The 24,956-nt window shown below is 54.1% G+C and carries 16 protein-coding genes; 10 read left to right on the top strand and 6 right to left on the bottom strand.

Annotation, left to right across the window (positions count from 1 at the left end):
• Nucleotides 1-53: 53 nt before the first annotated feature.
• Together IP81_RS01730 and IP81_RS01725 are read left to right on the top strand one after the other, a co-directional pair.
• Nucleotides 54-1,616: a TolC family outer membrane protein gene (locus IP81_RS01730; protein WP_054106240.1), complete on the top strand. Its 1,563-nt coding sequence runs from the start codon at nt 54-56 to the stop codon at nt 1,614-1,616.
• A gap of 229 nt (nt 1,617-1,845) precedes the next feature.
• Nucleotides 1,846-7,641 (top strand): peroxidase family protein, encoded by a 5,796-nt coding sequence (locus IP81_RS01725; protein ID WP_082355883.1) that lies wholly within the window; start codon nt 1,846-1,848, stop codon nt 7,639-7,641.
• A gap of 680 nt (nt 7,642-8,321) precedes the next feature.
• On the opposite strand, the gene IP81_RS01720 is transcribed toward IP81_RS01725, so the two are convergent.
• From IP81_RS01720 to IP81_RS01695, 6 genes are all read right to left on the bottom strand, one after another.
• A complete protein-coding gene (locus IP81_RS01720) occupies nt 8,322-9,740 on the bottom strand; it encodes a sensor histidine kinase KdpD (protein ID WP_082355881.1) in 1,419 nt (472 codons plus the stop codon).
• Nucleotides 9,741-9,748: 8 nt separating this feature from the next.
• The gene (locus tag IP81_RS01715; protein WP_054106237.1) at nt 9,749-10,432 is read right to left on the bottom strand and encodes a response regulator transcription factor; all 684 of its coding nucleotides are present in this window, start codon (nt 10,430-10,432) and stop codon (nt 9,749-9,751) included.
• Between the two features lie 372 nt (nt 10,433-10,804).
• Entirely contained in the window at nt 10,805-11,254 is a 450-nt protein-coding gene (locus IP81_RS01710) for a hypothetical protein (protein WP_197274485.1), read from the bottom strand.
• 281 nt (nt 11,255-11,535) lie between these two features.
• Nucleotides 11,536-11,916, bottom strand: a complete 381-nt coding sequence (locus IP81_RS01705) for a response regulator (protein ID WP_054106235.1) — start codon at nt 11,914-11,916, stop codon at nt 11,536-11,538.
• Nucleotides 11,913-14,102, bottom strand: coding sequence for a sensor histidine kinase (locus tag IP81_RS01700; protein ID WP_082355878.1), 2,190 nt, complete (start codon nt 14,100-14,102; stop codon nt 11,913-11,915). The genes IP81_RS01705 and IP81_RS01700 overlap by 4 nt, the downstream gene beginning before the upstream one ends.
• A gap of 116 nt (nt 14,103-14,218) precedes the next feature.
• Nucleotides 14,219-16,102 carry a HAMP domain-containing sensor histidine kinase gene (locus IP81_RS01695; protein WP_054106233.1) on the bottom strand — a complete coding sequence of 628 codons (1,884 nt, stop codon included), beginning with the start codon at nt 16,100-16,102 and terminating at the stop codon, nt 14,219-14,221.
• A 524-nt stretch (nt 16,103-16,626) separates the two neighbouring features.
• Here IP81_RS01695 and IP81_RS01690 point away from each other — a divergent pair.
• The 8 genes from IP81_RS01690 (at nt 16,627) to IP81_RS01655 (ending at nt 24,492) form a co-directional block, all read left to right on the top strand.
• Nucleotides 16,627-17,343 carry an EAL domain-containing protein gene (locus IP81_RS01690; RefSeq protein ID WP_054106232.1) on the top strand — a complete coding sequence of 239 codons (717 nt, stop codon included), beginning with the start codon at nt 16,627-16,629 and terminating at the stop codon, nt 17,341-17,343.
• The gene (locus IP81_RS01685) at nt 17,340-18,548 is read left to right on the top strand and encodes a LuxR C-terminal-related transcriptional regulator (RefSeq protein WP_054106231.1); all 1,209 of its coding nucleotides are present in this window, start codon (nt 17,340-17,342) and stop codon (nt 18,546-18,548) included. The genes IP81_RS01690 and IP81_RS01685 overlap by 4 nt, the downstream gene beginning before the upstream one ends.
• Before the next feature lie 127 nt (nt 18,549-18,675).
• Nucleotides 18,676-19,164 (top strand): hypothetical protein, encoded by a 489-nt coding sequence (locus IP81_RS01680; RefSeq protein ID WP_157573036.1) that lies wholly within the window; start codon nt 18,676-18,678, stop codon nt 19,162-19,164.
• A 577-nt stretch (nt 19,165-19,741) separates the two neighbouring features.
• Entirely contained in the window at nt 19,742-20,497 is a 756-nt protein-coding gene (locus IP81_RS01675) for a response regulator transcription factor (protein WP_054106229.1), read from the top strand.
• A gap of 162 nt (nt 20,498-20,659) precedes the next feature.
• Nucleotides 20,660-20,845, top strand: a complete 186-nt coding sequence (locus tag IP81_RS20005) for a hypothetical protein (protein ID WP_197274484.1) — start codon at nt 20,660-20,662, stop codon at nt 20,843-20,845.
• A gap of 63 nt (nt 20,846-20,908) precedes the next feature.
• On the top strand, nt 20,909-21,307 hold the full coding sequence (locus IP81_RS01665) for a response regulator (RefSeq protein WP_197274483.1): 399 nt from the start codon (nt 20,909-20,911) through the stop codon (nt 21,305-21,307).
• Nucleotides 21,308-21,773: 466 nt separating this feature from the next.
• Nucleotides 21,774-23,144 carry a hypothetical protein gene (locus tag IP81_RS01660; protein ID WP_054106226.1) on the top strand — a complete coding sequence of 457 codons (1,371 nt, stop codon included), beginning with the start codon at nt 21,774-21,776 and terminating at the stop codon, nt 23,142-23,144.
• Between the two features lie 307 nt (nt 23,145-23,451).
• Nucleotides 23,452-24,492, top strand: coding sequence for a rod shape-determining protein (locus tag IP81_RS01655; protein ID WP_054106225.1), 1,041 nt, complete (start codon nt 23,452-23,454; stop codon nt 24,490-24,492).
• The last annotated feature ends 464 nt before the right edge of the window (nt 24,493-24,956 follow it).

The following is a 24,956-nucleotide window of genomic DNA, read 5'->3' as shown; positions in this document are numbered from 1 at the left end:
CACAGCCTCAACAAAAATCATGGCGTCATCAAAGAACTGTCTCGGAGATTGTCATGAAACGTGGCTTACGCAAATTTGAATCAGCCTTGATCAGCGGCTGTGCGGTCCTGTCGTTGCTGGCTGCTCCGGCGATGGCGCAGGATCGTTTACCGATTGATCACAGTAACCTGCCGGATAGGCCTGACTTTCTCGACGTCGGGCAGCCGGTCACATCACTCGATGTTGCGCTTGATCGTGCCTATTTGACAAATCCTGCGCTTCTGGCTGAGCGTGCACGGCTTGAGAGCATCGATTTCCGTCTGCCGCAGGCGCGCGCCCGCTCAGGGCTTCAAATGAACTACGAGGTGGGCTACGGCTATCGCAGGGACAATATCGAACAGCAGGTTGGTGGCAGTTTGCCACGTGCAGGCTGGGCACCTTCGGCATCGGCGGTGTTGACGCAACCGTTGTTCACATTCGGTCGGAATGCCGCGGGTGAACGTACGGCTTCTGCCCAGATCGATTATCAGCGTGCTGCCTTGCGGGCGATGGAGCAGCAAGTGTTGCTGCAAACCGTGAGTGCTTATGTCACTGTTCTGCGCGAGCGGGAGGCCGTGCGCATTGCTGCCGAGAACCTCGCGTTGCTTGAACGTGAGTTGGCCGACAACAGCTTTCGCTTACAAGCCCGGGACACGACACGTACAGACGTGGACCAAGTGGCGACGCGGGTCGAACTGGGCAAGGCGCAGCTTTTGCAGGCGCATCGCGCTGTTGCATTTTCAGAAGCTGAATTTCTTAATGTTATAGGTTCTCCGCCCGGCGATCTGTCGCCTCCCGGCGCGCCGCCGCTGCCTGCGCGCAGCCTTGAGGACGCTTTTACCGTAGCCCAGCAACGCCACCCGATCCTTGTGGCGGCCTATGCACGCGAGCGGGCGTCGCGGGCGCAAGTGAGCATTGCCCGTGCAGAACGCATGCCACGCGTTGATCTGCGCGGACGTGCAGGCGTTGACACCAATCTGTTTGGCCTTGACCGTTTGCAACAAACCAGTTTGCGCGGTGAATTTGTGGTTTCTGGTCCGATTTTCCAAAGCGGGGCATTGAATGCGCGCCTTGGTGAGGCCGAGGCTGCCAACGATGCGGACTGGCGGCTGATTGATCAGACGCTGCGTGAAACGCGCGCCGAAGTTTCGGATGCGTGGAACGAATGGCTGACGGCAGAAGGCTCGCTCGGCAATCTGGCCAATGCGGTCATTTTGGCAGAACAGGCGCACAGCGGCGCGGTTCTGCAAGAGCGTGTCGGAATGCGCACTACACTTGACGTGCTTGATCTCGCACGTGATCTGCTTTCAGCAAAAATCAGCCATAATCAGGCACGCGCAACATTGCATATCGCAAAAGTGCGTGTGCTGGCGGCGATAGGGATGCTGGAACTCGCCGACCTCGTACCGGGTAGGCCTCAACTTGATGATGTGCGTCATTATAATCGTGTCCGCAATGATGGTGATACGCCTTTGATCACGTCTGTTATCCAATCGATTGATCGCATTCCGCTTGGCTCTCAACAGGATCGTGAAATTCGTGATCCGTCGGCCGCGCTGCTTACGCCTGCGGTGCCGATTGCCACGCCTGCCGAGTGATTTTGGCCTGAATCCGGGGCGTTAGCGCTGGTCGAGACCGACTGGCGGGTGATGTCCTGCCCGCGACGGACTGCTAAAAGATGTTGCTGGATTGCATCTGTGTTATGATAAAATAATGATAATCATCGGGTTTCCTCGATAAAATAAGTTTGTGAATATGACCTAAAGTGATTCTTGTTGACGCTTCATCGCGTAAAATGCACAAGTGACCGACTCATAGGAGCTAGTCATGGCGTTTACGTTAAACCTGCAAGACATACGATTTTTGCTCTCGCGCGTGCGCGGGGAGTTTATGCCGGAAGAACTGGGTGGACTTGCGGCCCAAGGGCCGACCGGAATCCGTAATGTTCAAGGCGTTGGTAACGGGGGTGCTGATCCACTTTTGCCCAACTTCTGGTTTGGTGCAGCCGATACCCTGTTCATCCGCGATACGTTTAACCGTTTGACAACGCCGACGCTCAAGAATGACGTGATTTCTGCGCCATTCGCCAATTCGGTTCGTGGTCCTACCGTAACGGTGACCATCGGTGACACCGTGAACCTTTCGGCTAATGGTTGGATTGCGAAAACCGGCGCGATTGCGGATTCTCTAAATCCACGCAACATCAGCAACTTGATTTCCGATAGCTCGAACTCTGTTGGTTTTTCGGCGGTTGATCTGAGCGATCCCAATTATGCTGCCAAAGTTCAACTGAAGCTTCAGGATGACCCCACCGGGCGCATTTCGCCGGTATCGGGCGCAGTCAATCCGCTGCCTTACAGCAATTGGACTTCGCAGTTCGGCCAGTTCTTTGACCATGGCCTCGACTTTGTAACCAAAGGAATTGACGGAAAGGTAAAGGTCGAGTTGCTGCCCAGCGACGGCCTTTACACCGCAGGTCGCGCAACTGCGATCACGGGATCGCGCAATAACACTGTCAATGTCACCATCGGTGAAGGTTCGACCGACGCGTTGCTGGAGAAGCTGGGGCTGCTTGATCAGCAAGGCAAATCTGAATGGTCTGTCTCGTCGACGATTACCGTGCCTAGCAAGCCAGAAGGTGCAACCTTCCGTTACGAAGGTACGCTGGTGCTCAACAATACGTTGATCCTCATTGGCGCAACAGACGAGATTGATCTTGCCGCGCAAATCAACATTTACACACCAACAACCGGCATCATCGCTACAGTGGATTCGTTCCCAGCAGTGCCGGGCGTCTCAGAACGAGGCTCGTTCCAGTTTGACCTCGCGCCAGCGCGCGCAGAAAGCTTCAACCTTACTTCGCCGTTCATTGATCTCAGCCAGAACTATGGCTCTGACAATACCCGCACCTTCTTCCTGCGGGAATATCTGAACGAAGCGGCCAGAGAAGCTGAACTGGGCAATACAGACCTCACTTTGGGGGATCTCACCACCGGACGCCTGGTGAATGCGGGCGCTACTGTTAACGGTGAAACGTTTGCTGGCGTGGCCACTTGGGCAAAAATCAAGGCGAATGCCGCCAATGTTGGCATTATCCTGCATGATGCTGATATCAATGCGATGCCGATGATTGCCTTTGACGGCAGCGGAGGCGCCATTTTGGGTGACGATGGCCTTCCGCGCATGATCGCGCTGAACAAGGTTACCGGCGAGGCTGTCTACATCACCGACACGAACCTTGCCGATGATCCGGCGATCATCGATACCGGATTGGGTGCTGATGCATTTGTTCTGATGACATCCAAGCACGCGTTCCTGAACGATATGGGTGTCCGGCTTCCAGCCCTTACAGATACGACGATCTGGGATGGCCGCGATCTCCGCGATACGATTACGCCCGGCGCACATGGTGCCCCTGATACAAACTTCAAGACTGCCCTCGAAGCCCACATCATTGCAGGTGATGGTCGTCTCAATGAAAACATCGGCCTTACCGCTGTTCACGAAGCCTTCCTGACTGAACATAACAGGATGGTTACCCAGCTGAAGCAGAATTTCGGCTTTACGGGCGATCAGCCTGCGGGTGGTTGGACTTGGACTGATCCGTTGACCAATGTCTCGACGGTGATCACCGGCGAGGAGCTGTTCCAGCAGGCCAAGATCATTCTTGAAATGCATTATCAGCATCTTGTGTTCGATCAATTCGTGCGCAAAATCAGCCCGAACATTGCCGGTTTTGCCGGGGTTGATCCCTTGGTAAACGCAAACATCTCGGCGGAATTTGCCAACGCGGTTTATCGCTTTGGCCATTCGATGCTGCCAGAGGCCGTTGGCATGCGCCAATACGCCGATGCCACAAGCATTGCCACCACGAGCGGAAGCGATGTGGTGGCCATCACGATGGCAAACCACGGCCTGAAAACCGGTTCGACCATCGATTTGTCTAGTGTCAATACAACGATCGGCGGTATCTCTGCCGACATGTTGAATGGCACTCGCGCTGTTACGGTGCTGAATGCCAACCAGTTCACGATTTTGGCAGATGCCAATGCAACAGCCGCAGCCAGTGGTGTTGCCACTGACAAGATCCAGATCGACATCAATCGCGGCCTGATCGATGCGTTCCTTAACCCGGAATCCTACATCGCGGGCACAACCGCCAAACTCATTACTGATGGTAGCACAGCGCAAGTTGGCAACCGTATTGACGAGAAGGTTACAGACGCGCTGCGCGATAACCTTTTGGGTCAACCACTTGATCTGGCGACGCTGAACCTTATCCGTGGCCGCGATGCCGGTTTGCCGACGCTGAATGAAATGCGTGGATCTATCCAAGGCGTTGCACCTGCTGCGCTGGTAAACACGCTGACGCCATATACGAGCTGGGCGAACTTCCGGGATAACCTGAAGGGCACATTGGTCGAACAGAACGCAACGGTGAAGAACTTCATCATGGCTTATGCCAGCGATGCAGTGCTCACCACGTTTGCAGGCGGCGCGACCGGCAAGACACTTGCGCAGTGGTATACCCTGCGCGAAAGCGCAGTCCTTGCTGATCAGACCGAATACATGACCGGGCTGAAAGCGGCGACCGAGGCTGCATTTGCCAATGCGACCTGGATGAGCACCAGCGGCAACAAGGACTTCAACCGGATTGACGCTTGGATCGGCGGCCTTGCCGAACGTGAAGTTCCGGGCGGTATGTTGGGTTCGACCTTCGATGCGATCTTCGCGATGCAGATGATGGACCTGCAAAACGGCGACTTGTTCTATTATCTGGGCCGCGTGCCGACGACCGAGTTCTTCATCGAGAACATGGAAGGCACCCAGCTTGCAGATATCATCATGCGTGGCACTGGTGCCACGGATGTTTACGCCGATATCTTCTCGGTAGCAGACAAGTACATCCAGGTGGGTGATACCGCCGGAAATGGTGCTCCGTTTGCAAACCTGGCAGCGTTGCAAGGCGCGACCACGATCACCGAAGTGATGGACGCAAATGGCGATGCGGTGACGGCTGCGATTGGCCGGGCCGGTTTTGTCGGCAATGTGTTCAATGGCAATCCGGGCAACTATGTTGATGCGCGCGGCGTGCTCAACCCCAATGGCGCGGGCAATGCCAGTGAAATGATCACAGGCACAGCCGGAGTGGATCGTATCAACGGCCTTGGAGGTAATGACACCATCCGCGCTGGCGGTGGTAACGACATCATCAACGGTGATGCTGGCGTCGACTTCCTTTATGGCGGTGACGGCAACGACACGATGGATGGCGGTATCGATGCCGACTTCATGTATGGCGAAGCTGGCAATGATGTGATGCGTGGCGGTCTTGGCGCAGACATCATGTTTGGCAATGACGGCAACGATACCATGTATGGCGGTGTTGAAGCCGACATCATCAATGGTGGTGCTGGTGACGATCTGATCTATGGTGGCGATGGCATTACCGTTGGTGGCGTGCTTGACCCTGAAGCTCTGGTAGATAGCGTTCTGGCCGATGATAACATCAACGGCGGCACAGGAAACGACACCCTTTACGGTGGTGGCGGTTGGGATACGCTTTCGGGCATGAGCGGCCATGACGTGTTGATCCCTGGAGCGGGTGGCAATGCGCTGGGCGGACCTGCGGTTCTGGGCGGTAGAGATGCTATGAATGGCGGTGAAGGCGATGACATCTTCATCGTTGAAGACGCGCTCAGCTTTGAAAGCCAGGATTTTGCAGATAGCGGCCTGACCCAGCAGCAGCTGGTCAACAAGGGCGCGGGCTTCCGTGTGGGCAATGGCCTTGGCATTGATGAAGTGCGCTTTACCCAGACCGTGGCTGCCGACATCGTTCTCGGCGTTACCAACGTGCTTGGCGTAGTGCAGGGCTTCACCGGCATCGAACGGATCGTGATCGGCACCGGTATCGGTACCACTGCAAACCGTAACGGTACGGCTGCGATCAATATTGATGCATCGCTCGCCAATCCGAACATCGACCAGGGTCTGGAAATTCTGGGCAACGCGGGTGCGAACATCATCATCGGTACGGCGTTCAACGATACGCTGGACGGTGGCGCTGGTGCTGATATCCTTGAAGGCGGCACTGGTGATGATATTTATATCATCGATCAGGCTGGCGACACGGTTAGCGAAGGCCTGCTTGGCAGCGGCAATGATACGGTCATCGTCAATGGGGCATTCAATTATACGCTTGCCGATGATGTCGAAAATCTTGAGCTTCGCAGCACAGCGCTTCAGGGCACCGGCAACGCGCTTGATAACCGCATCACCGGCAATGCCAGCAACAACATCCTGCGCGGTCTGGCCGGTAACGACACGATCAGCGCCGGGGCAGGTAATGACCAGTTGTTTGGCGGTGCGGGCTTCGACATCCTCACCGGCGGGGCAGGCAATGACATGTTCGTGTTTGAAAGCGTTGCCGATATCGGCAACAACGCTTTGATCCGCGAAACGATCACCGACTTTGCGCTTGGTGATATGCTGGACTTCACCGCGATTGATGCAAACACCGGGCAGAACGGCACCCAACGTTTCGTATTCATCGGTGATGCAGCGTTTACGGCTGCTGGCCAGATCCGATATGTGAACGGTCTGCTGGAAGGCAACGTAAACGCCGATCTAGCTGCCGATTTCGCTATCGCAATGACGGGCTCGCCAGTCTTGACTGCGGGTAGCTTTGTCACGCCGCCAACGGTTTCGATAGCGGGGCCAGGTGGAGTTGGTATCGCCGAAAACCATACCGGTACGTCGGTTCATACATTCACTGTCACGCTCAGCCAGGTATCGCAGCAGGCTGTCAGCGTGAACTGGGCGGTAACCGGAACTGGCGCCAGCCCTGCTAACGCAGCTGACTTTGGCGGCACGCTGCCAAGCGGTACGCTGACCATCGCGGCAGGGGCTTTGACCGGCACCATTCAGGTTGCTGTTACGGGGGATACAACGCTTGAGGCTGTAGAAACCTTCCAGGTAACCCTGTCCAATCCTGTTGGCAGTGTTTTGGGAACAGCTATTGCCGGTTCGACCATTCTGAATGATGATCTAAGCATCATCACCGGGACGAACGGCAACAATACGCTGAACGGCACCGCCAATGCAGACACGATCAATGGCTTGGCCGGAAATGATATCCTCAATGGCAACGCTGGCGATGATATCATGAATGGCGGAACTGGTAACGATACGCTGAATGGTGGTGACGGTAATGATACGCTGGACGGCGGAACCGGAACCGACATTCTGAATGGCGGCAACGGCAACGATATCCTGATCGGTAGCAATGGTCGTGATACCATGGCAGGCGGTGCCGGTGCAGATACGTTCCGCTTTGGTGCAGCGATTGCCGACATCGGCAATACAGCGAATACGCGCGACATCATCACTGATTTTTCGAGCGTGCAGCTTGATAAGATCGATCTGTCAGCGATTGATGCCAACACGGGCGCGAATGGAAATCAGGCATTCACGTTTATCGGTGCGGCTGCATTCACCGCAGCAGGCCAGTTGCGCTATCAGAACGGTGTGCTTCAGGGGAATGTGAACAACAATCTGGGCGTCGACTTCCAGATCGTAATGCAGAATCAGGCTGCTCTTGTAGCGGCTGACTTCATCCTGTGATGTGGCGGCAGGGGCGGTCGATCCCGCCCCTGTGTTGCGCTTCAAAACAAACGCCGGTCCTATGCGGGGCCGGCGTTTTTTTGTTGCGATAGGGCGGGGTTGGGGGGGCTTGGGTTAGCAAGCGGCTTGAGATCGCTTTTCGACCAATCTGGATCACCGTGATTGTAGCAAGAAGTCCGCTGGGGAGGCGCGGCGCGCAGCAGGGGCTGGTTGCCCCTGCCAGAGACGCAACGCTCCCAGCGGACTTCTTGCTACAACCCCTCCGGGGCGGGCCGCTTTTGGCCAATTGCAGCGTTGAGATGTCTTGAAAGATCGATGTATTCCTGCGCCATCTCTCCTCGCACTTGGCCAAAATCGGCTCCGTCACGGTGATCCAGATTGGTCGAAAGGCGCGCTGAGGTATCCCGCAGTGCAAGCGTCAGGCTGTTCCCTACAGCGCCCGTTATTTATACGGGCACCCCTCGACGAGCGGGCGTTTCCCTTCAGGAGAGCTTCAACGTGTAAAGCGATCTCGGAGGTTTGTATGACCACCGCCATCACGGCGCATCTTATCGACGCGAGATGGCCCATATAGGGCCAGGTCCTATCCATCCAGAGGGGATTATCGGTCAGGTGTTTATGGAGGTGAAAGGGTCGGGGCCACATTGTAAGGCCTCCCGTACCACGGCATAAAGGGCTTTTCAGCCCGGCAGGAACAGTTCAAATACGACTTGGGATGCACCCACACGCCGCATGTTGACAGACCCATCGTGCAGCTGAGCAACGCGTTTCACGATATAAAGGCCAAGCCCCTGTCCCTCGGCATAAGTGCTGGAGCCCCGCTGATCGCGCCCAAAGATATCGCCGTCCAACGAATGGTCGTCGGCAAGATCATTGGTCACGCGAAACAGCACACCGAGTTCTGTGCCTTCTTCCAGAATTTCAAATGTTACCGGTGCGTCTGCGGGCGAGTATTTCAGGGCGTTGTCGAGGAGATTGCGCAAGGCTAGCCGCAGCAGGACGGGTTCAACATCGATAAACATCTCTGGCGAAGGGAGAGTCATATGAATGCGCTGCTGCCAGTAGGGGGGGCAGTCGAGCTGCGCCATGGCTGCGGTCTCGGCCATGCCTGTCTGGCGAAGCTGACCGATGCTGTCGTCTTCGATCAGGCGCGTGCCGGTGATCGCGTTGGACAATGATAGGGTTATGCCATCCAACACGCCCTGTGTGCGTCTGGCAGCAGAGGAGAGGCGTTCGGGCGAGTATTCACCATGCTCAAGTTCCGTGAGAAAGCTTTGCAGTCCTGCCTGGGCGTTGTGCAATGGTTGGCGAACTTCGTGGGTTAGCAGGTTGAGCAGATTAAGTCTTTGATCCGCAAGCTTCTGGATTTGCTTTGCATGCAGACGCGCGCCCAACATGTGCTCCGATGCCCGCGCGAGCCGCCTTGCTGCAAGTTGCCGCGCTCGTGATTGCTGTGCGGTTAGCATCCCAAGGAATCCGGCCTGAACGACTACGGACGAAGCAATCATGCCGACAAGGGCGACCGCATCGCCGGTGGCTGAATTATCCGCCGGTAATGCAGATATCGTCAATATATTAAATAACTTGATAACAGCTTTGGCAGGAAAGAAAATGGTTGCGATGATTGACGCGGTTAACATCGCATAGAGGCCCCGATAGCCCCTCCACCGCCGGTTTCGAAGAACTGCCTGGATGCTCATAAACGCTATCAAACCGCTCATCGCACAGGCTAGCACTGACCTGTATGGAGCTGGCACAGTATAGGCGCCAATCACGCCAAAAACCATCAACGCAAATGTTGCCCCTTTATCTCCGATCAACTCGCCACTCTTTTTGCGCGGCAGCAAGGCAATCTGTTTCATACTAAGATTAAGGATCGTAAGCGCTACAGCAATAGGTAGGGCTGCGCTGCTATACGGAGTGTAAAGTGGATAGCCGACGGCCAATGCAACTGCACTGCACACGCCGGAGCCAAGCCAGATCATCGACGAGCGGTCGGGCCGCCAGTTGCTAACAACCAATATGCTGAGGGAAAATCCAGCTAGCTGGCCGAAGTAGATCAATGCAAACGGAAATGAGTATACTGGTGCTGCTTCCATGTTGGAAATCACCGCAACTGGATGCTGGCAGCCAGGCTGTAACCTCTTCCGCGTTCCGTGCGCAGCGGTGCAGGTCCTTGGGTTTCCCGTTCGATCTTGCGGCGCAACCTGAAAATCGCGGCGTCCAGATTGCGGAAATCTGTGCCGGGTATGACACCTGAGGCTTCTGCCAGTTCTTCACGGGAAACCGGAGCAGGGGATGAAATCTGCAACTTTTGCATAATGGCGTGTTCGGTTTCTGAAAGTACGGTCGATGTTTGCTGCGGGGCGATCAGCGTTCGCGTACCGCGCTCAAGTGTCCATGTTGTGCCGTGGGCATCTTTTGACCGCGAGCGGCGATAGATCGTCTGGACCGCGTTGTAGATTTGATCAAAACGTACCGGCTTGTTGACAAACATGTCAGCCCCGGCATTGAGTGCCGAGTTGAAAGCATCCGGCCCCATACGGCCGCTGACAACAAGGATGCCAGCGGATGACTTGGCTCTGATCATGCTGATAAGGTCGACCCCGTCAGTACCGGGAAGGCCGAGGTCGAGAATAAAGAAATCGAATGCCTCGATATGTCCGTGCTGCAAAAGTGCTTCAGCTGAAGCAAAACGCGATGTGTTCAGCCCCCTTGCGCTTGTGTATTCGCCAAGGAAAGCGAGAAAATCGCTGTCATCATCAACAACACAAAAATGATCTGGCATCATGCCGGTTTCTACCCAAATATGAGCGCCGCCGATACCTTTAGCAGTTGTAGCCTTATAGGTATCGGCGGGGGCTCGCCGGCCGGCTTTTTTATCAGCTTTCCTTAGATGCGACTCCGAAGGGCTGCGCCGTTAGATCTCTCTGTGACAGCAATGAACGATCGGTAAACAGCCTCTAAGGCTATCTGAATAGCCGAAAGTGTTAATTTACAAATCACCCGATCATTTTTGTTTTTGATTATGATGGCTTATGGCGAATCGTATGAGGTTCACGACAGTACAAAATCTCGCCTTAACTATGGAAAAGGGTGGCTTGAGGACATTCGTTCTGGAACAACAAGACCGCCGGTACGGGGTTCTACGGCTTGTTGGCGCTTATTCTGAAGCTTCGCTGCCTACGATCAATCTATCCAGCCATGTTTGGCGTGCGCGGCGCAGTTTGCGTCTTGTTTCGGTAAGCGCATTTTCCAGCCGATCAATATAGCCCTCGCGGGAGCGCAAGATTACGCGCGTCTCTGTCAGTTCCTCTAACAGCCCGAGCCGTTTGCTCTGCGCCGTTTCGAGGTTTTCTTCGAGACTTTCAATCCGCGCGAGAAGACCGGCGCGTTCCCGCTCTTGCGATGCCTGAGCACCTTCGAGGCCTGCATTTACCACTTGCAAGGCGTGGCATCGACCAAGCTCGATCAAGATGCGCTCGTTCAGCCGTTCAATATGTTGCAGGGCCGCGCTGATTGTCTGCGCGATCTCGTCGCGATTGATGCGAGCGGCGGTGTTTTCCCCGTCCAACGAGAGCGGCGCGACATTATCGAACTTGGGATACTGCATTGGCATGCCCGTCCTAGGCGTTGGGCTCCTCAAGGCACCGGCATGCTTGACCAAACGCGGTCCCCCGGTGCCCCATTTGGCAAAGCCTGTTTTGCAGACATTACTCCGTCAATGATGGTGGCTGAATAATCCAAAGACGCTGTTTGATAATCTTATTGGCTATTTTTGATTTTGCGTTTAACGCCGCGGTGCTGTCTTGCTGTGCCTTGAAGACGTGTTATACATTGAATAAATTGCTATAATTCAGGGCCATGCACCAAAACCTGCGCGGCGCGGGGTGTTTACCGTGCCTTACCGGTGGCAAAGTCGGCGATCAGTTTTCCGATCCTGCTATAATCTAGTGGCTTCATGAAATGTCCGGCTGCTCCGGCTTGGCGGCATTGATCGGCAAGCTCATCGTCGTCAAAAGCCGTCAGAAAAACCAACGGGGTTTGCTGGTTTGGCCCTGTGCGGGCGCGCAGATCCTGTAGCACTGCAAGGCCCGGCTTGCCGGGCAAAAGAACATCACACAAGATCAGATCAAACGGGGCCTGTAGAGCGAGTTGCAAGCCAGCGAGCCCATCGGGGGCGCTTGAAACTATGCACCCTGCGAATTCCAGTTCCTCGACAAGATCCTCGCGCAAGTCCGGCTCATCTTCGATGCAGAGGACACGTACCGTCATGCGGGCACTGCTGCATTGGCAGGTTCGGAAATTTCTGATGGTTTGCAGCGACAGGCGGGGAGGGTTAGCATAACCGAACTGCCTGTTGGGCCGGACCTGAAGACAAGCGATCCGCCAACAGCTTCGAGACATTTGCCGGCAATGTACAGGCCTAGGCCGGCACCCTGTGTGTTTGCGGCATTGCTGCCTCTGAAGAAGCGTTCGCCAACCATCGCAGCCTCGCCGGGAGCAAGACCTGCGCCATCATCCTCGACGCAAACGTTAACGCATTGGTTTTGTGCCGTAACGTCTATGCGGATCATTCCGTCAGCCTTGCTATAACGCAGGGCATTGTCGAGCACACTGCGCAAGGCCAGTTGCAGCGAGGCGGCATCGCATATTGCTGTTGGGGTGGTCGTTTCTGCCAGTTGCAGACGCGTTGACGGGATCATCTCGCGCGCTAGCTCTGTGACGAGCTGTGCCGCATTCGCATGGCCTTTGGCGTCATCCGGCAAGGTGGCTGAATCCGAACTTTGCTCAAGCTTGTCGACCAGACCTGCGATGCGGGCGACGCCGTTGCGAAAGCGTTGCATGCGCCGAACGATCTCTGATGGCTGGACATCAGGGGCCTTGCGCTCAAGGATTTGGGCACCGCTGTCTATTACAGCCAGCGGTGTTCGCACTTCGTGCGATATCATCCGGACGAAGCGCAGTTCCTCATGGCTTCGCTTGCGCAGATCGTCCAACGCCTTTTCGGTTACGCGCTGGTGGGCGGCCAATTGCTTGTAGGCATCGCCGACGCGCCTGCCTGTGGCCGCGATATTGAGCCCGAGAGCGTCGAGCTCTGCAATCTGGGCGCGCGGTGCGGTCTGGTCATAATCCCCGGCACCGATCCGGCCAAACATCCGGGCGAATTGATCAATCGGCCGGGCAAGGCCATCGCCCATCGCTTTTGCCCTGAGATAGAGAAATGCGAAGAAGATCATATAGAAGAGGACCAGCACCAAAGCCATGATCCACCCGATCATGGTGAGCCGGGACTGCATGCGGTTCGCTTCGGCGAAAATCTTTCCCTGCTCGGCGACGACAACAAGTTTCCATTTCGGCCCCCCGATTTCATGAAAGCTTGCAACGCTGCCGCCATTCAACGGGATGACAACCTGGCCCTGGCGCCGGCTTAGCAGAGCATCGGCCAGTTTCTTGGTCTGCGCATGGGCAGCGAGATTGTATTCACCCGGCTTGGTCGTGTTGTCATGGATCGCAGTGTCATAAGTGTGATCAGTAAGCTCTTCGATCGCCAACGCTTTTTCAGCGGCGGGCGGCATCGCGATGATATGGCCCTGATTGTCGACCAGTATGGCATAACTTCCCCAAGGCAGCTTGAGGTTGAGCATCCGTGAAATGAGCTGCGCCAAAGTGACATCCTGCCCTACAACAGCCTCAAGGCGACCTTTGAGCCATACTGGCGCCACAGACGAAATCATCCACCCCTGACCCGCAGGATCAACATAGGCTTCGGTCCAAACCGGTTCGCGTTTGGGATTATTTTTTTCATCGGCGACGTAATAGAAGTTGAATTTTGGGATATTCATTTTGGGCGAATATTGCTTCAAAGCGTCGATGTAAGGATATATTCTGTTGTAACTATCATTGGTATTTACATAAACTGATATCACTAATGGGTCGATATTGTTCAATTCCATCATTAATGGGTCAATGGCCGACAGACGCCACACTTTGTCCATTTGTACAGGGCCAACCGGTTGGACTCCGGAATAAAAACTTGCCGTTGTGCCATTATCATATCGCGTATAAAGCGCGCCGTCCTTTGACATGCCATAACGTGCCACTTCTGCGGGATCAGGCTTCAAGGGCGTATCAAGGGCCTGTGCTGTGCGATTGGCAAGCAGCTGGGTGTTGCGCGCGATGGCGGCCAGGGTGGTTTCGACCTGCTTTGCTTCCAATCGCGAGACGTTTTCCAAAAATGCTTCGGATGTCGCCTTCATCGCAGAAACGTTGACGTCGTGGACAATGGCGTTGCTGATCAGGAAAACGACCAGAAATCCAATTTCGACGAAAAGCAGGGGTACGATGGCTGCTTTGAGGAACGAAATCCATAACCACCGGCGCAGCTTTGGCGGTTGCGCTGTCACGTGGGGGCTATCGGAAATCTTCGCCCTCTCTTTGATGACTGGCAAAATGACCATGGATAAAAAGCTCGCGGACCTAAATTTGATCCGGGCGAAGCCCGATCAGTATTAACCCGTAACGATTAACTGGTGGGAGTGCAATCACTGCGACAGGTCGTCCTTGTTTCGAGTTTTTATAAAACAAAAATCGTTCGCGGCAGGGTTACCCGAAATGCAGTCCCTTTTCCGCTGTGTGGTAAAAGTTCAATCGTACCGCCAAGCGTTTCGATTGCCGTGCGGACGATGGCGAGGCCAAGCCCTGTGCCTTCGCGGTTGCCAACATTGCTGCCGCGCGTGAATTCTCCGAAAACTGCTTCTCGCTCGGCCAGCGGAATACCAATTCCCTCGTCTCGTATCGTGATTTCAATCCCGGAAGCTACCAGTTTACAGCAAACATCGATGCGCGCCGGCCCATTGCTGTACTTGATCGCATTGCCCAGCAGGTTGCTGATGGCACTTTCGATTACAGAGCGATCCGCAATCAGAGAGGGAAGGGGGGGCAGGTCAAGAGTAATCAGAGCGTCGGGATGCATTTCGCGGACCGAGCGTACGCAATCGCCGATGAGCCGCGCAATATCGGTCTTCCGTATAAAACCCTCGTCGCGTGCCTCATCTTCTGACTGGTTCATGAGCGTGCGCTCCATGAGGGCCAATAGCCGCTTAACAACTACGCGAATGCGGCTGGTGCCAGCCTTGATCTTGTCTGGCGCTCCAAGGCGTAAACCGGCCTCGATGCGTTGGGCCGCGCTGTCAATCATCGCCAATGGTGTGCGGAACTCGTGCGAGGCGACGGCCATGAGTCTTCGCTGCATCTCGGACGTTTGCCGGGCGAGGACCAATTCTTCCTCAAGCACGTGGGTATTGCGATAAAGTTGGTCGATATCTGCCAGAAAAAAGACCGCAGCGTCTGTATCGCGGTAGCGAAGGCATGTTCCTGATAAATGCGCCCAGAACGCACTGCCGTCTTGTCTGACAAGCTGATTTTGGCCGCTGGCAAAATCATGCATCGCGATTGTAGCAAGCAGGGAGCGGTAATCCTGATCCTGCGCGAAAACGGCCACGCCTCGTTCCGTAAGGCTGCCTTCTCCTCCGAGCAGCACTTCGGCCGCATGATTACACCGGATCAGATGGCCTGTAGCCGCCGCCACTACGACGACAGGGCTCAAGTTCAAATCCAGCAGGTGGTCCAGCGAATCCTCGCTTGCAGCAAGCTTTTGGCTGGTTTCGACAGAAACTGTAATGTCTTGCTGCGCGACCAAAAGGGCTGGCTGCCCAGTTGCAGCATCCACCACCATCGTAACCTGCACGTGGTGCACTGGCTGATGGGCTAACGCAATTTTTGTGGACGCCTCGGCAAAGCCTTTTTGGTCTAACAGGTTCCTTAGCATCGCGGCATCGCGATTATCGGAAAACATCGTATCAAATGCCGACACCGTAGCTGGGACATCTTGATCAAAAACTGCAAACTGCTTGCTCGCAGCAGGATTGCGTAGCAGTACTTTACCATTCTCATCGAACAGCGAGATCATTAGCGGCGTGTGGCGCAAAGCCTCAATCGTGCGCAATTCGGTGTCCTGAAGCCTGCTCTGCGGCTTGTCGATCAGCTCGACCAGCATGGCTTCGGGGTGATCTGCGATGGAAATGCCACGGCAATAGCACAAAGCGGTCAGCGCTTCTCCGTTAGGAAAGAAGGTCCAGCTTTCCGTTCGCGTCTCTCCACGCCGGAATGCATCGCGGTATAAGGATAGACGCGATGTGTTGGCGACCAATTGGGGTGCGACCTTGCGTTTGTGCAGCTCATCCGGAGTATCCGCATTCCAGAAGAGACGAGCAGCCGCATTCGACCAGCAAATGCGTTCGCTTTCAAAGCAGTAAATGTAAAGCGGCGTTGCGAGCGTGGCCAGAATGGCAAGCGCTGGTTCGCTTACACCCGGAAATTGCGCAGCCGCGCTGGCTTCTCTGGGAAGAACGCTTTGCGCCGATGCAGGCGCTACCAGTTTGGGTTTATCAAAGGACATTATTACGGTTCATTACGTATAGCGAACATATTATCAATGCCTTAAGTGCGTTATCCTCGGCAACACTTGCGCATTTATGGCCTTGAGTTTGCCCTCAAGCTTATGCCACTCAAGCGTCGGATTGACTAAGGCTGAGCTTGCCGTTCTTTAAATTTGGGTCAGTTTGCTAAAGTCTGAATAATAGCCTGATGACCAAACTGCCTGAATGTTCTTCCTAGTGGTTTTCGTGGGACGCTTCATTCCAAAAGACGCGATGATGCGTTGCAGCATGTGTTTCCATAAACCTCAATGGCTTGAGAACCGTTCGATACACCGTGACGGCCCAATTCGCCACTATGATAATGCAGGCGATTTGCGTGATAGCCAATGAGATAATCCGTATAACCAAATCGCTATATAGAGCTCAGTCTTTGTCCGGCTTAACAGAAAGCTGGAATTAACGCTTGGGGCGGCCCCAATTGGCGGGCCTGTCCATACTGAAAGCCTTAATGTTGCACCAAAGCCCTAATCTAGTTGTGCCCCAAATGCACAAGGCTGCGTTCGGGTGGCGCTCGGTGGTGGCGCTTGGCGGTGCCCAGCAAGCACTATACTGTCGCATTTCAAACCTGACCAACTTTGGGTGGCAGCAAAGCGCGGTTGGTTCTTGCGGTTTAGAGCTTTCATCGTTTGAGCAATGCGAGCTTGCTATTGCTGCGGTAGCATCGGGATGTAGTGCTGCGGGTTTTCGTTTTAATAGAGGCATTTCGACACGCGAGTGCCTGAAGATCGAAAAGCTGATCGCGGCTTGGCCGCATTATTCTGGTAATCTCGCGATAGAATTCGATGTTGGCGAGGTTGGGGATTCAAGCAGTGTCTTGTTCTCTGCACTTTGCTCGCTGCGCCGCCTTGGTGTGGCGCTGGTATGCAGCGAGTTCGGGCTGACGGCGTTCTCTGCGCATGATCTTTTGGCATTGAGGATAGGCGCAATCCGTATCGCAGAGCCGATTGTGCGGCTGGCAGGTGAGAATGGTAGCTGTGACCGGGTCCTGCGCGGTGCGCGACTGTCTGCCAGTACTTTTGCTCCGCTCGTCATTGCAACGGGCGTCGATGAAGAGTCGATGCTTGAGCGTGTTGTTTCTATCGGCTTTGAATTTGGCGAAGGCGATGCTTTGGCCCCTATGACGATCTCAAGGCCGTGGAAACTTACCGAGGCTGGTCTGACGGCAAGCGTGCAAGATGCCAAGCCACGAGTGCTTCAATGAAAGACCACGCCAACTCGCTAACCGGCAGCACGATGCCGCTGCATGTCACCGTGAGCGGCAACGCAAGGTTGGTGGGTTTAACCCAGCGGCAAACAGAAATTCTGCGTGGGGTTGTTTGGGGGAAGAACGCCGAGGAGATCGGGCGCTGGCTGGGCATAAGTTCGCGCACGGTGGAAGTTCACCGGAGCCAGATCTTGCACCGGCTTGGTGCAAAGAATGGAGCGGATGCGACACGGTTGGCGCTCGTCGCGGGCTTCAACTTTGGCTCTGAACCGGACCCTCGCAGAGAAGCTCCCCAAATTGTTTGCTCAGTTCAGAAATCGCCCCACGCCTCCGGCAAAAGTCAGGCGCAATCGGGTGCTACGGCGGCGGAAAGCCTTTCAGAACCAGCGGTTCGCAGTGAACTGGCTTCTGGCAAAGTTTTGGCGGATGTTGTGGCGCGTGTCATCGGGTTTCAGGATGTTGACTATCTGAAAAGGCTTGGTTGGTTCCATTCGTGGTTAAAAGTGGAATCCGGGCATGTTTACATTCCATGGGAAACCCGCATTCTCTCTCAAGCGGAGAGCAGCTTTGGTCTTTTGGCGGTCCACGGCAGTGATGCCCGGCGGGTGGCAAACGCATTTCGCAAGTTCCGGAAAATTTACCCGGGAAAAATCATGATCGCCTTGCTGGGGAACGCTACGCCTCAGGAGCGAGCTAGTGTCTATCGGGCGGGTGCAGATGCGGTCTATTCACTGCAAAGTGATTCGGCCGTTGCAACAGCCTGGCTGACGCGTGCTCTCGAGCGGCAGGCGCATCAAGATGCCCTGAAGCGTGAAGAAGAGCGCGCCAAGGGCATTTCGATTTCAAAATTGGCCAAACTTATCGGTGAAGCCCAGCTTACAACTTTTGAACGCAAGGCGCTTTCATTGTTCGAAGCCGCACGCGGGGGTGTTGTAACCTTCACAAAGTTGTCACGCGCTCGTCCTCGCGGTGAGATTGCCCCTGGTCATAAGCCGATCTCGGTTTACATCTCACGCCTAAACAAAAAGCTTCAGGGCTTTCCGCAGATCAAAAGCGTTCGGGATGAAGGTTATCGTATCGATGTCTCGGATTTGCAAGAAGCTTACGAGTATTGGAAAAAGGAAGTAGAAATCCATAGTTCTGATACTTCGATATATAGCGAAAATGGAAAGTTCTCCAATTGGCTTCCTCCAAATATTTAAAAAGTATCTGATTTTTCATAAATTTAAAAGGTCAATTCATTTGCCTTCGGTTATTCGAGGCGCATTTTTCAACAGACCCTTGCAGGCCCCTGGGGCCACGCCAAATCATCCTCGGAGAGGCTTTACCATGGTCAGTTTCAACCGTCGCTTTAGCAAATTGCCGAGTTTGAGTTTATTGCTTGTCGCTTCCGCACTGTCATCATGCTCCGGATCAGGAACCATCCAGCCTGACCGCAGCGTGTTTGCTCTTGATTCCAATTATCACCGTCACTCCTATCCCTTTGCGATTGAGGACACTTTTGACCGGTCGGTCAAAGTCTTCCAAGAGGCAGGATATCGCCTTGATGTTATCGACCGGGCAACCGGACAGATCAGCGGAACGCGCGGCAGAACCGGAAGTCAGCCCCATACAGACAAGGGGCTCAAATTCTATGCCATGGTCCTACCTGACGATTTTAATGGTAGCGTCCTTAGCGTGAAAGTGGTGCAAATCATTGCAAGCGGAATGCCCGGGATCAATCAGTCGCGCACGGAATTGATCGTGTCGGACTCCAGCATGTACCGTTACCTTTTCAAGCGCATAGAGACGCAAGCCAGCGAACTTTTGGCTGAATAAGGTTGGCGCTGGTGACCCATGTGTCGTGCTGGCGACGGCGCCGTGTAGTGAAAATTTTCCGAAGCACGGAAACGGTGCCCTACGTTTCGGTTGCTGCGGCAAGGCGGCGCAAATATAGGCAGAACGGCTTCAAAGCGGTTAGGACCACCGACATCAGAGGGAAATGCCCCTGTGCAGGCAGTTAAATGAGCGCCTTTTTAATTGGTCAGTACCAGCGCAGATGGCGAACTCTTTAAGAGGCCATGTTTTCAACCAGTCCGCTTCTTGATGTTGGGTCAATCCTGCGGTGGTGACAGATCGATTTACAAGATGCCAACTTAAAACATGATTCCTATCGAATTTATTATAGATTAACAGCTTGTTTACCAGACCAGAAAATCGCGCAATTCCGCCTTTCCATTCCTTGAAGTTTAGCTATGCCCATAATTAGGGTGTAGCCAAAATGGCTATCGCGCTAATCATAGCTGGCCTGCCATCGGCTGTTTCGGGGTGGCAGTGCCTGCTTGATAGCGTGGTGCTTATCGATTTGGTGGCGGGGTGTCTTTTTTGGCACTAGGGGGTTTTGGGTTTGGCGAACATGCAGGAAAGCCCTCGTTGGGGTTACAGGCTTGATACCCGTTGCGGCATCGAGGCCTTCAACCGTCCTTGTCAGTCGCTTGGTGATGATGGGATCGTGGGGCCGCCGTGTCCGCAGAATTCGATTTGCGCGGTGGCTGGCGAAACTGTCTATATTCTTGAAGACGATCCGGTTGTGCTCGAAGAGCTGGAAGAGCTAGTGGAATGGTGCGGCTACGCTGTTAAATCGTATGCCAACCCGACTGAGTTCCAACGCGAACCCATTGCAACCTTGCGTGGATGCGTCATTCTGGATGTCGAACTTCCGGGCGCAGATGGTGTTGAAATCCAGGCCTGGCTGCGCGAGGTTGCTCCGGACATTCCGGTGATCTTCCTTTCGGGCGTATCAAGCATCGAGACCGCGGTTGGGTGCATGCGCGATGGCGCGGTAGAGTTTCTGGTTAAACCGATAAAACAAAGCCAGTTGCGCAGGGCATTGAGTGCAGCAATCGGTGCTAGCCGTATGCGTGTCTGTCGGCGCGAATCTATCGACGAAGTTGCACGCCGCGTAGACCTCTTAACGCCTACCGAGTGGCGTGTTGCCGAATACATTGCTCAAGGTTACGTCACGAAGCAAATCGCCAATATCCTCAACCGCAGCGAAAACACGACCAAGATCCACAGGTTCCGCATCTTTACCAAGCTCGGCGTGTCCTCATCAGCCTCTCTGGTCAAGATTGTGGAGATGGCAAAGAACGCTCGCCATAAAGATAGCTAGGGGTTGAACTTGTGGGAATGCCAAGGCGATGGCCATATCGGGCCACGCCGATCCTACAGTGTTATCCCTTATACCATTTACATTCACGCAGAAACCCGAGTAGGCCCTTTTTTGGAGCAGTCAATTTGCGGGACAATGGTTTTGGAAGAGACGGATCAACGCTTGAAGCTGTTGCACAGTTCTAGGCAGCCGCTCAATGTTATAAACCTCGTCGTAGAGAATCTTCGCAATGTGCTGTTGCCTGATCTGCCAGCGGAAAAGGCAGCTTATCTGTTGCGCAAGTTGGATCGCATAGAGCAGCAAGTTGAGCGGTTGGGCGACATACTCAATCAAGAACAAGTGGGCTAATGATCTTGCCTGATCGGCAATTGAAAAAGGCCGGCCTCATGTGTATCGCACGGGGTCATGCGGATGCTTGAATCTGGCAATCCCCAGAGGGCTGAACTAGCGCCCCGGATCATCTTCGTCGATGACGATCCCGAAGTACTGGAGGAATATGCAGAGCTTTTGGAGATTCTAGGCTACCCCGTGGCGACATACACTTCGCCAACTGAAGCACTGGACCGGGTGATGGCGGACGAGAATATAACGGTTGTCGTTACCGACTTTAGAATGCCCGAACTTGATGGAGCCTGCTTGGTGCGGACACTTCGCGGAAGGCTGCCCGCCGCGCGCTCCGTCGGATTCATCCTTCTGACCGGAATGGGAGCTGGTTTCCAGGTCGAAGGTGTCGAGGGCATTCCCATCCTGACAAAGCCTTTTGACTTCAATCACTTGTTAGAGTTGATGCAACCCCACCTCAATGGCTGATGCGACTGAGCATGGTGTAATGATTTTGATAACGACTTGCCTACGAGCATTTGTCTGCACAGTTTTTCAATATGTTAGGTTAATTTAACCGGAAAAAGACGATAGCTGGACACCCGCAAAAACCTTAGTTTGCTTGAATCTCCGAGTGCCAACCAATTGAATTTATTAGAAGGTATTTGACGGATCCGAGGTTTTTGCGGGTGTCCAGCTTGGAAAAGCTTAGCGCTTTCTAGGGCGATGACGGTGAGGGGATATGGTTTGCACCAGGCCACCGGCTCATTGAATTGTGGCTAGGGTTGCCCATTACTAGATTTTTGATTTTTGACAAATTTATGATATTTTACAGATATAAGTTCGACATGTATTGACTATCTCGCCGGTTCCTGATGATGGTGGGATTAAACGATGGTCTTTGATGGGGTCTGCTCGATGATCTCCCGGCCTGGCATTTTGTAGGGAGCTGGCAATGGCCACGATCATGAGTCTCTTCTCGCGCCGCAATTCTGCTGGCGATGAAGCCGCTGCGGATGAGCTGTATTTGGCGCCAGTTAAGCTAGCTGATCAGCGGAGTGGGACTGCAATTCATTCTCGCGATATCGGCGCATTCGAGATGCTGGGCGAGAATCAGCAATCTATCGATTTTGCAATGACTGGTATTTATCAGGGTTTGGTGGGCCTTCAGTCGTTGGCTGAGCAAATGGCAGCTCTGAAGACTGATTTGAACAAAAGCTTCGAAGATCATCGCAAGCTGGCGTTGTCATATTCCTCGATCCGACAAGACCGCGATCATGCCCAGACCCGGTTGGCAGAAAAAACAGAGCTCTACGAAGCAGCGCATGGCGAGCTGGTCGGCTTGCGGACCGAGATTGAGGATGTTCGTCGCAACTACGAGCGCGCGCGTACCGATTTTGAAGCGCTTGAGCACCGGCATCATCTTCTGAGTGTTGCCAAACGCGAGACCGAAGATCAGTTGACGCGTAATGGCGCTTCTCTTGGCCTTGCACAGGACGAGATCGAAAGCCTGCGCCTTGAGGCAGCTTCTTTGCAGGACGCTGTTGATACTTACGGTGTGCGCGTCGCCGAATTAACCTCAAAATACAATGATGCGAACAATAGGGCGGTCCTGTTGTCCAATCGCTGTGAAGGTCTTGAAAGCGCATTGCAGCAGAAAGCGGACGAATTAATTGGTCTGGCTGAGCGCTTTGATCTGGTGTTCCAGGAAAAAGAATCAGCTGTTCTCTACAGTCAGCAGAAGGAGCAGGAGGCAATTCATGCTCGGGCCGAGATGACTCGGATTTTCCAGCAGACCCAGCAAGAAAAGAAAGGTCGGGAACTTACGATCAATCAGCTCAGGGCGGAGATTGATGGTGCGCAAGCTCAAGTTAAGACGCTGGAGGAAGTGCATGGGGAAACGCTTGAAAACAACGAGCGTTTGATCAGCCAGGTTCGCAAGCTTGATGATCAGAACAAGCAGTCTGATATCACAATCGGTCGTCTTGAAACCAAAGTTGTCCGGCTGACGGCTAAGCTCGATTCTACCGTCGCGGCAAAATCTCAACTTGATCAATCACGCGCGACGATGACGGCGCGGTTGGAGGCAGTAACGCAAACCTTGTACGAGCGTGAAGCCGATGTGAAGCGGCTGGAAGGCGAGCTTCAGCACTTAACGGCACAGACCGAGAAGCAAAACGCACTTTCTCACGAAACGATCGAATCCTTGAGCGCGAGAGTCTTTGAACTTGAAAAGGAGCTCTCTGCCCAGCGCAACGAGACAGCGTTTTATACCAGCCAACTTGAAGTGGTTCAGCGTTCAGACAGCCGCACCGCCAAGAATTAAATCCTTAGGTTTCATTTGATGTATAAATACGTTTCAAGGCTTCGCGAATATTTCGTGCGTGGTCTTATTAGACGCGGCAGAAATTTCAGAGTATCTAGCGTGAATTCACACTGCGCTACGGTTATTGCCGGTGACTTGATTATAGAAGGGTCGCTTGTTGCTTCGGGCGATGTCTATCTTCTTGGGCACATAAAAGGGGACGTGACTTGTGATAACGTCTTCTTTGGGAAACGCGGTGCCGTTGACGGAGCGATCCATGTCCGCGGACGAACAAATGCGGCAGATAATCAAATGATCGGGGCGGCAGATGTCTATTTTAAGTAGGCTCAATGCTATTGGCCGAAAAAGCCTGGCCATTGATCTGGGGACGGCGAACACCGTGGTTTATGGCGGTAGCGGTGTTTTGCTGAATGAACCTTCAATCGTTGCAATCGAAACTACTGCGGGAATAAGTAAAATCATTGCTGTCGGTCACGAGGCAAAGCGTATGCTTGGCCGCGCACCAACCGGGATAACGGTGGTCCGCCCGCTGCGTGATGGTGTCGTCGCGGATATCGAAGTTGCCGAAGAAATGCTCAAGCGGTTTATCGAGATGGCCTTAGGGGATGAGCCCCGCTTTCGTTCGCCAAACGTCATCGTATGTGTTCCCTCAGGTGCAACTTCGGTTGAACGGCGCGCCATACGCGATGCGACGATTAATGCTGGCGCAGCCGATGTTCGAATGGTCAGTGAGCCACTTGCAGCCGCGGTTGGCGCAGGGCTGTTGCGAGACAAGCCCGAAGGATCAATGGTTGTCGATATAGGTGGAGGTACGACTGAAGTTGGCGTGTTGTCGATGGGGGGGCTGGTGTATTCACTGTCCTTGCGGTTTGGCGGCGACAAGCTTGATGAAGCAATCACAAATTACATCCGTCGCAATTATAATCTGGTGATTGGCGAGATTACGGCGGAGCAAATCAAGATCGCGTACGGAGCGGCGATCATGCCCTCTGATGGTGTCGGCGCAAGGTTCGCCGTGCGCGGACTCAAGGTTGTCGGTGGCCTGCCAAGCACGATCGAATTGTGTGAGGCCGAACTCTACGATGCGATGAGCGAAGTGGTGAGTGCGATTGCTGATGGCGTTCGCAATGCTCTGGAAGGCACGCCCCCAGAACTGGCAGCCGACATTTTTACCAACGGCATCGTTTTGACTGGTGGCGGAGCAATGTTGCACGGGCTTGATGCCTTTGTTTCGGACATAACCGGCCTAACCGTGACCAAGGCAATCGAACCGCTTTTGTGCGTCGCGAATGGCACGCACAAGATGCTGGGTGACCCTTGTTTCGAGGCCGTTTTGACTCAGGCCTGATAGCGAATTCAGCTGGCAAAGCCTTGGCCAGTGAATTTTTTGGCAATGGTGTCGCGGCTAACCATCACGATGGGTTAGGGTGCCTGCTCACGCCCATTATGGATCGCCGGACGATAGCTGCAAATAGCTGCGCTTTTGACTGTACATTCCGATGGCGGCAAAGTGTGAAGAACAGGTATCGCGGTTCGATGCTGTAGAGGACCAAAGTCACGTTTCTTTCGCGTGAAACTTGTATGAAATGTCGGCATGAACAGCTTTGAAGGTGCGTGGCGCTGCATTCTATCGCACCTGCAGTGCGGTCAAAGGCGACGATGTCATAACCTTCCTGACCTAAACCAAATATGAGATCATTATAGGATTGATCCGCCGGTTTCAGGGTAGCAATACAGCTACGGATAGGAGCATTGTTCAGACCGGAGGTTGCCATGATGGTTGTTATATCGAGATTAAACTAGGGGTATATG

The organism is Novosphingobium sp. AAP83, assembly GCF_001295795.1.
Taxonomy (GTDB): domain Bacteria; phylum Pseudomonadota; class Alphaproteobacteria; order Sphingomonadales; family Sphingomonadaceae; genus Novosphingobium.
This window is presented reverse-complemented; position numbering and strand designations above follow the sequence as displayed.

Excerpts from the sequence above, each read along its gene's own strand:
- IP81_RS01730 (WP_054106240.1), top strand. The coding sequence starts at position 54 with ATGAAACGTGGCTTACGCAAATTTGAATCAGCCTTGATCAGCGGCTGT.
- IP81_RS01680 (WP_157573036.1), top strand. The coding sequence starts at position 18,676 with ATGGTCAGTTTCAACCGTCGCTTTAGCAAATTGCCGAGTTTGAGTTTA.
- IP81_RS01655 (WP_054106225.1), top strand. The coding sequence starts at position 23,452 with ATGTCTATTTTAAGTAGGCTCAATGCTATTGGCCGAAAAAGCCTGGCC.
- IP81_RS01705 (WP_054106235.1), bottom strand. The coding sequence starts at position 11,916 with ATGACGGTACGTGTCCTCTGCATCGAAGATGAGCCGGACTTGCGCGAG.
- IP81_RS01685 (WP_054106231.1), top strand. The coding sequence starts at position 17,340 with ATGAAAGACCACGCCAACTCGCTAACCGGCAGCACGATGCCGCTGCAT.
- IP81_RS01710 (WP_197274485.1), bottom strand. The coding sequence starts at position 11,254 with ATGCAGTATCCCAAGTTCGATAATGTCGCGCCGCTCTCGTTGGACGGG.
- IP81_RS01665 (WP_197274483.1), top strand. The coding sequence starts at position 20,909 with ATGCTTGAATCTGGCAATCCCCAGAGGGCTGAACTAGCGCCCCGGATC.
- IP81_RS01660 (WP_054106226.1), top strand. The coding sequence starts at position 21,774 with ATGGCCACGATCATGAGTCTCTTCTCGCGCCGCAATTCTGCTGGCGAT.
- IP81_RS01675 (WP_054106229.1), top strand. The coding sequence starts at position 19,742 with ATGCAGGAAAGCCCTCGTTGGGGTTACAGGCTTGATACCCGTTGCGGC.
- IP81_RS01725 (WP_082355883.1), top strand. The coding sequence starts at position 1,846 with ATGGCGTTTACGTTAAACCTGCAAGACATACGATTTTTGCTCTCGCGC.
- IP81_RS01715 (WP_054106237.1), bottom strand. The coding sequence starts at position 10,432 with ATGATGCCAGATCATTTTTGTGTTGTTGATGATGACAGCGATTTTCTC.
- IP81_RS01695 (WP_054106233.1), bottom strand. The coding sequence starts at position 16,102 with ATGTCCTTTGATAAACCCAAACTGGTAGCGCCTGCATCGGCGCAAAGC.
- IP81_RS01720 (WP_082355881.1), bottom strand. The coding sequence starts at position 9,740 with ATGGAAGCAGCACCAGTATACTCATTTCCGTTTGCATTGATCTACTTC.
- IP81_RS01690 (WP_054106232.1), top strand. The coding sequence starts at position 16,627 with ATGCACAAGGCTGCGTTCGGGTGGCGCTCGGTGGTGGCGCTTGGCGGT.
- IP81_RS01700 (WP_082355878.1), bottom strand. The coding sequence starts at position 14,102 with ATGGTCATTTTGCCAGTCATCAAAGAGAGGGCGAAGATTTCCGATAGC.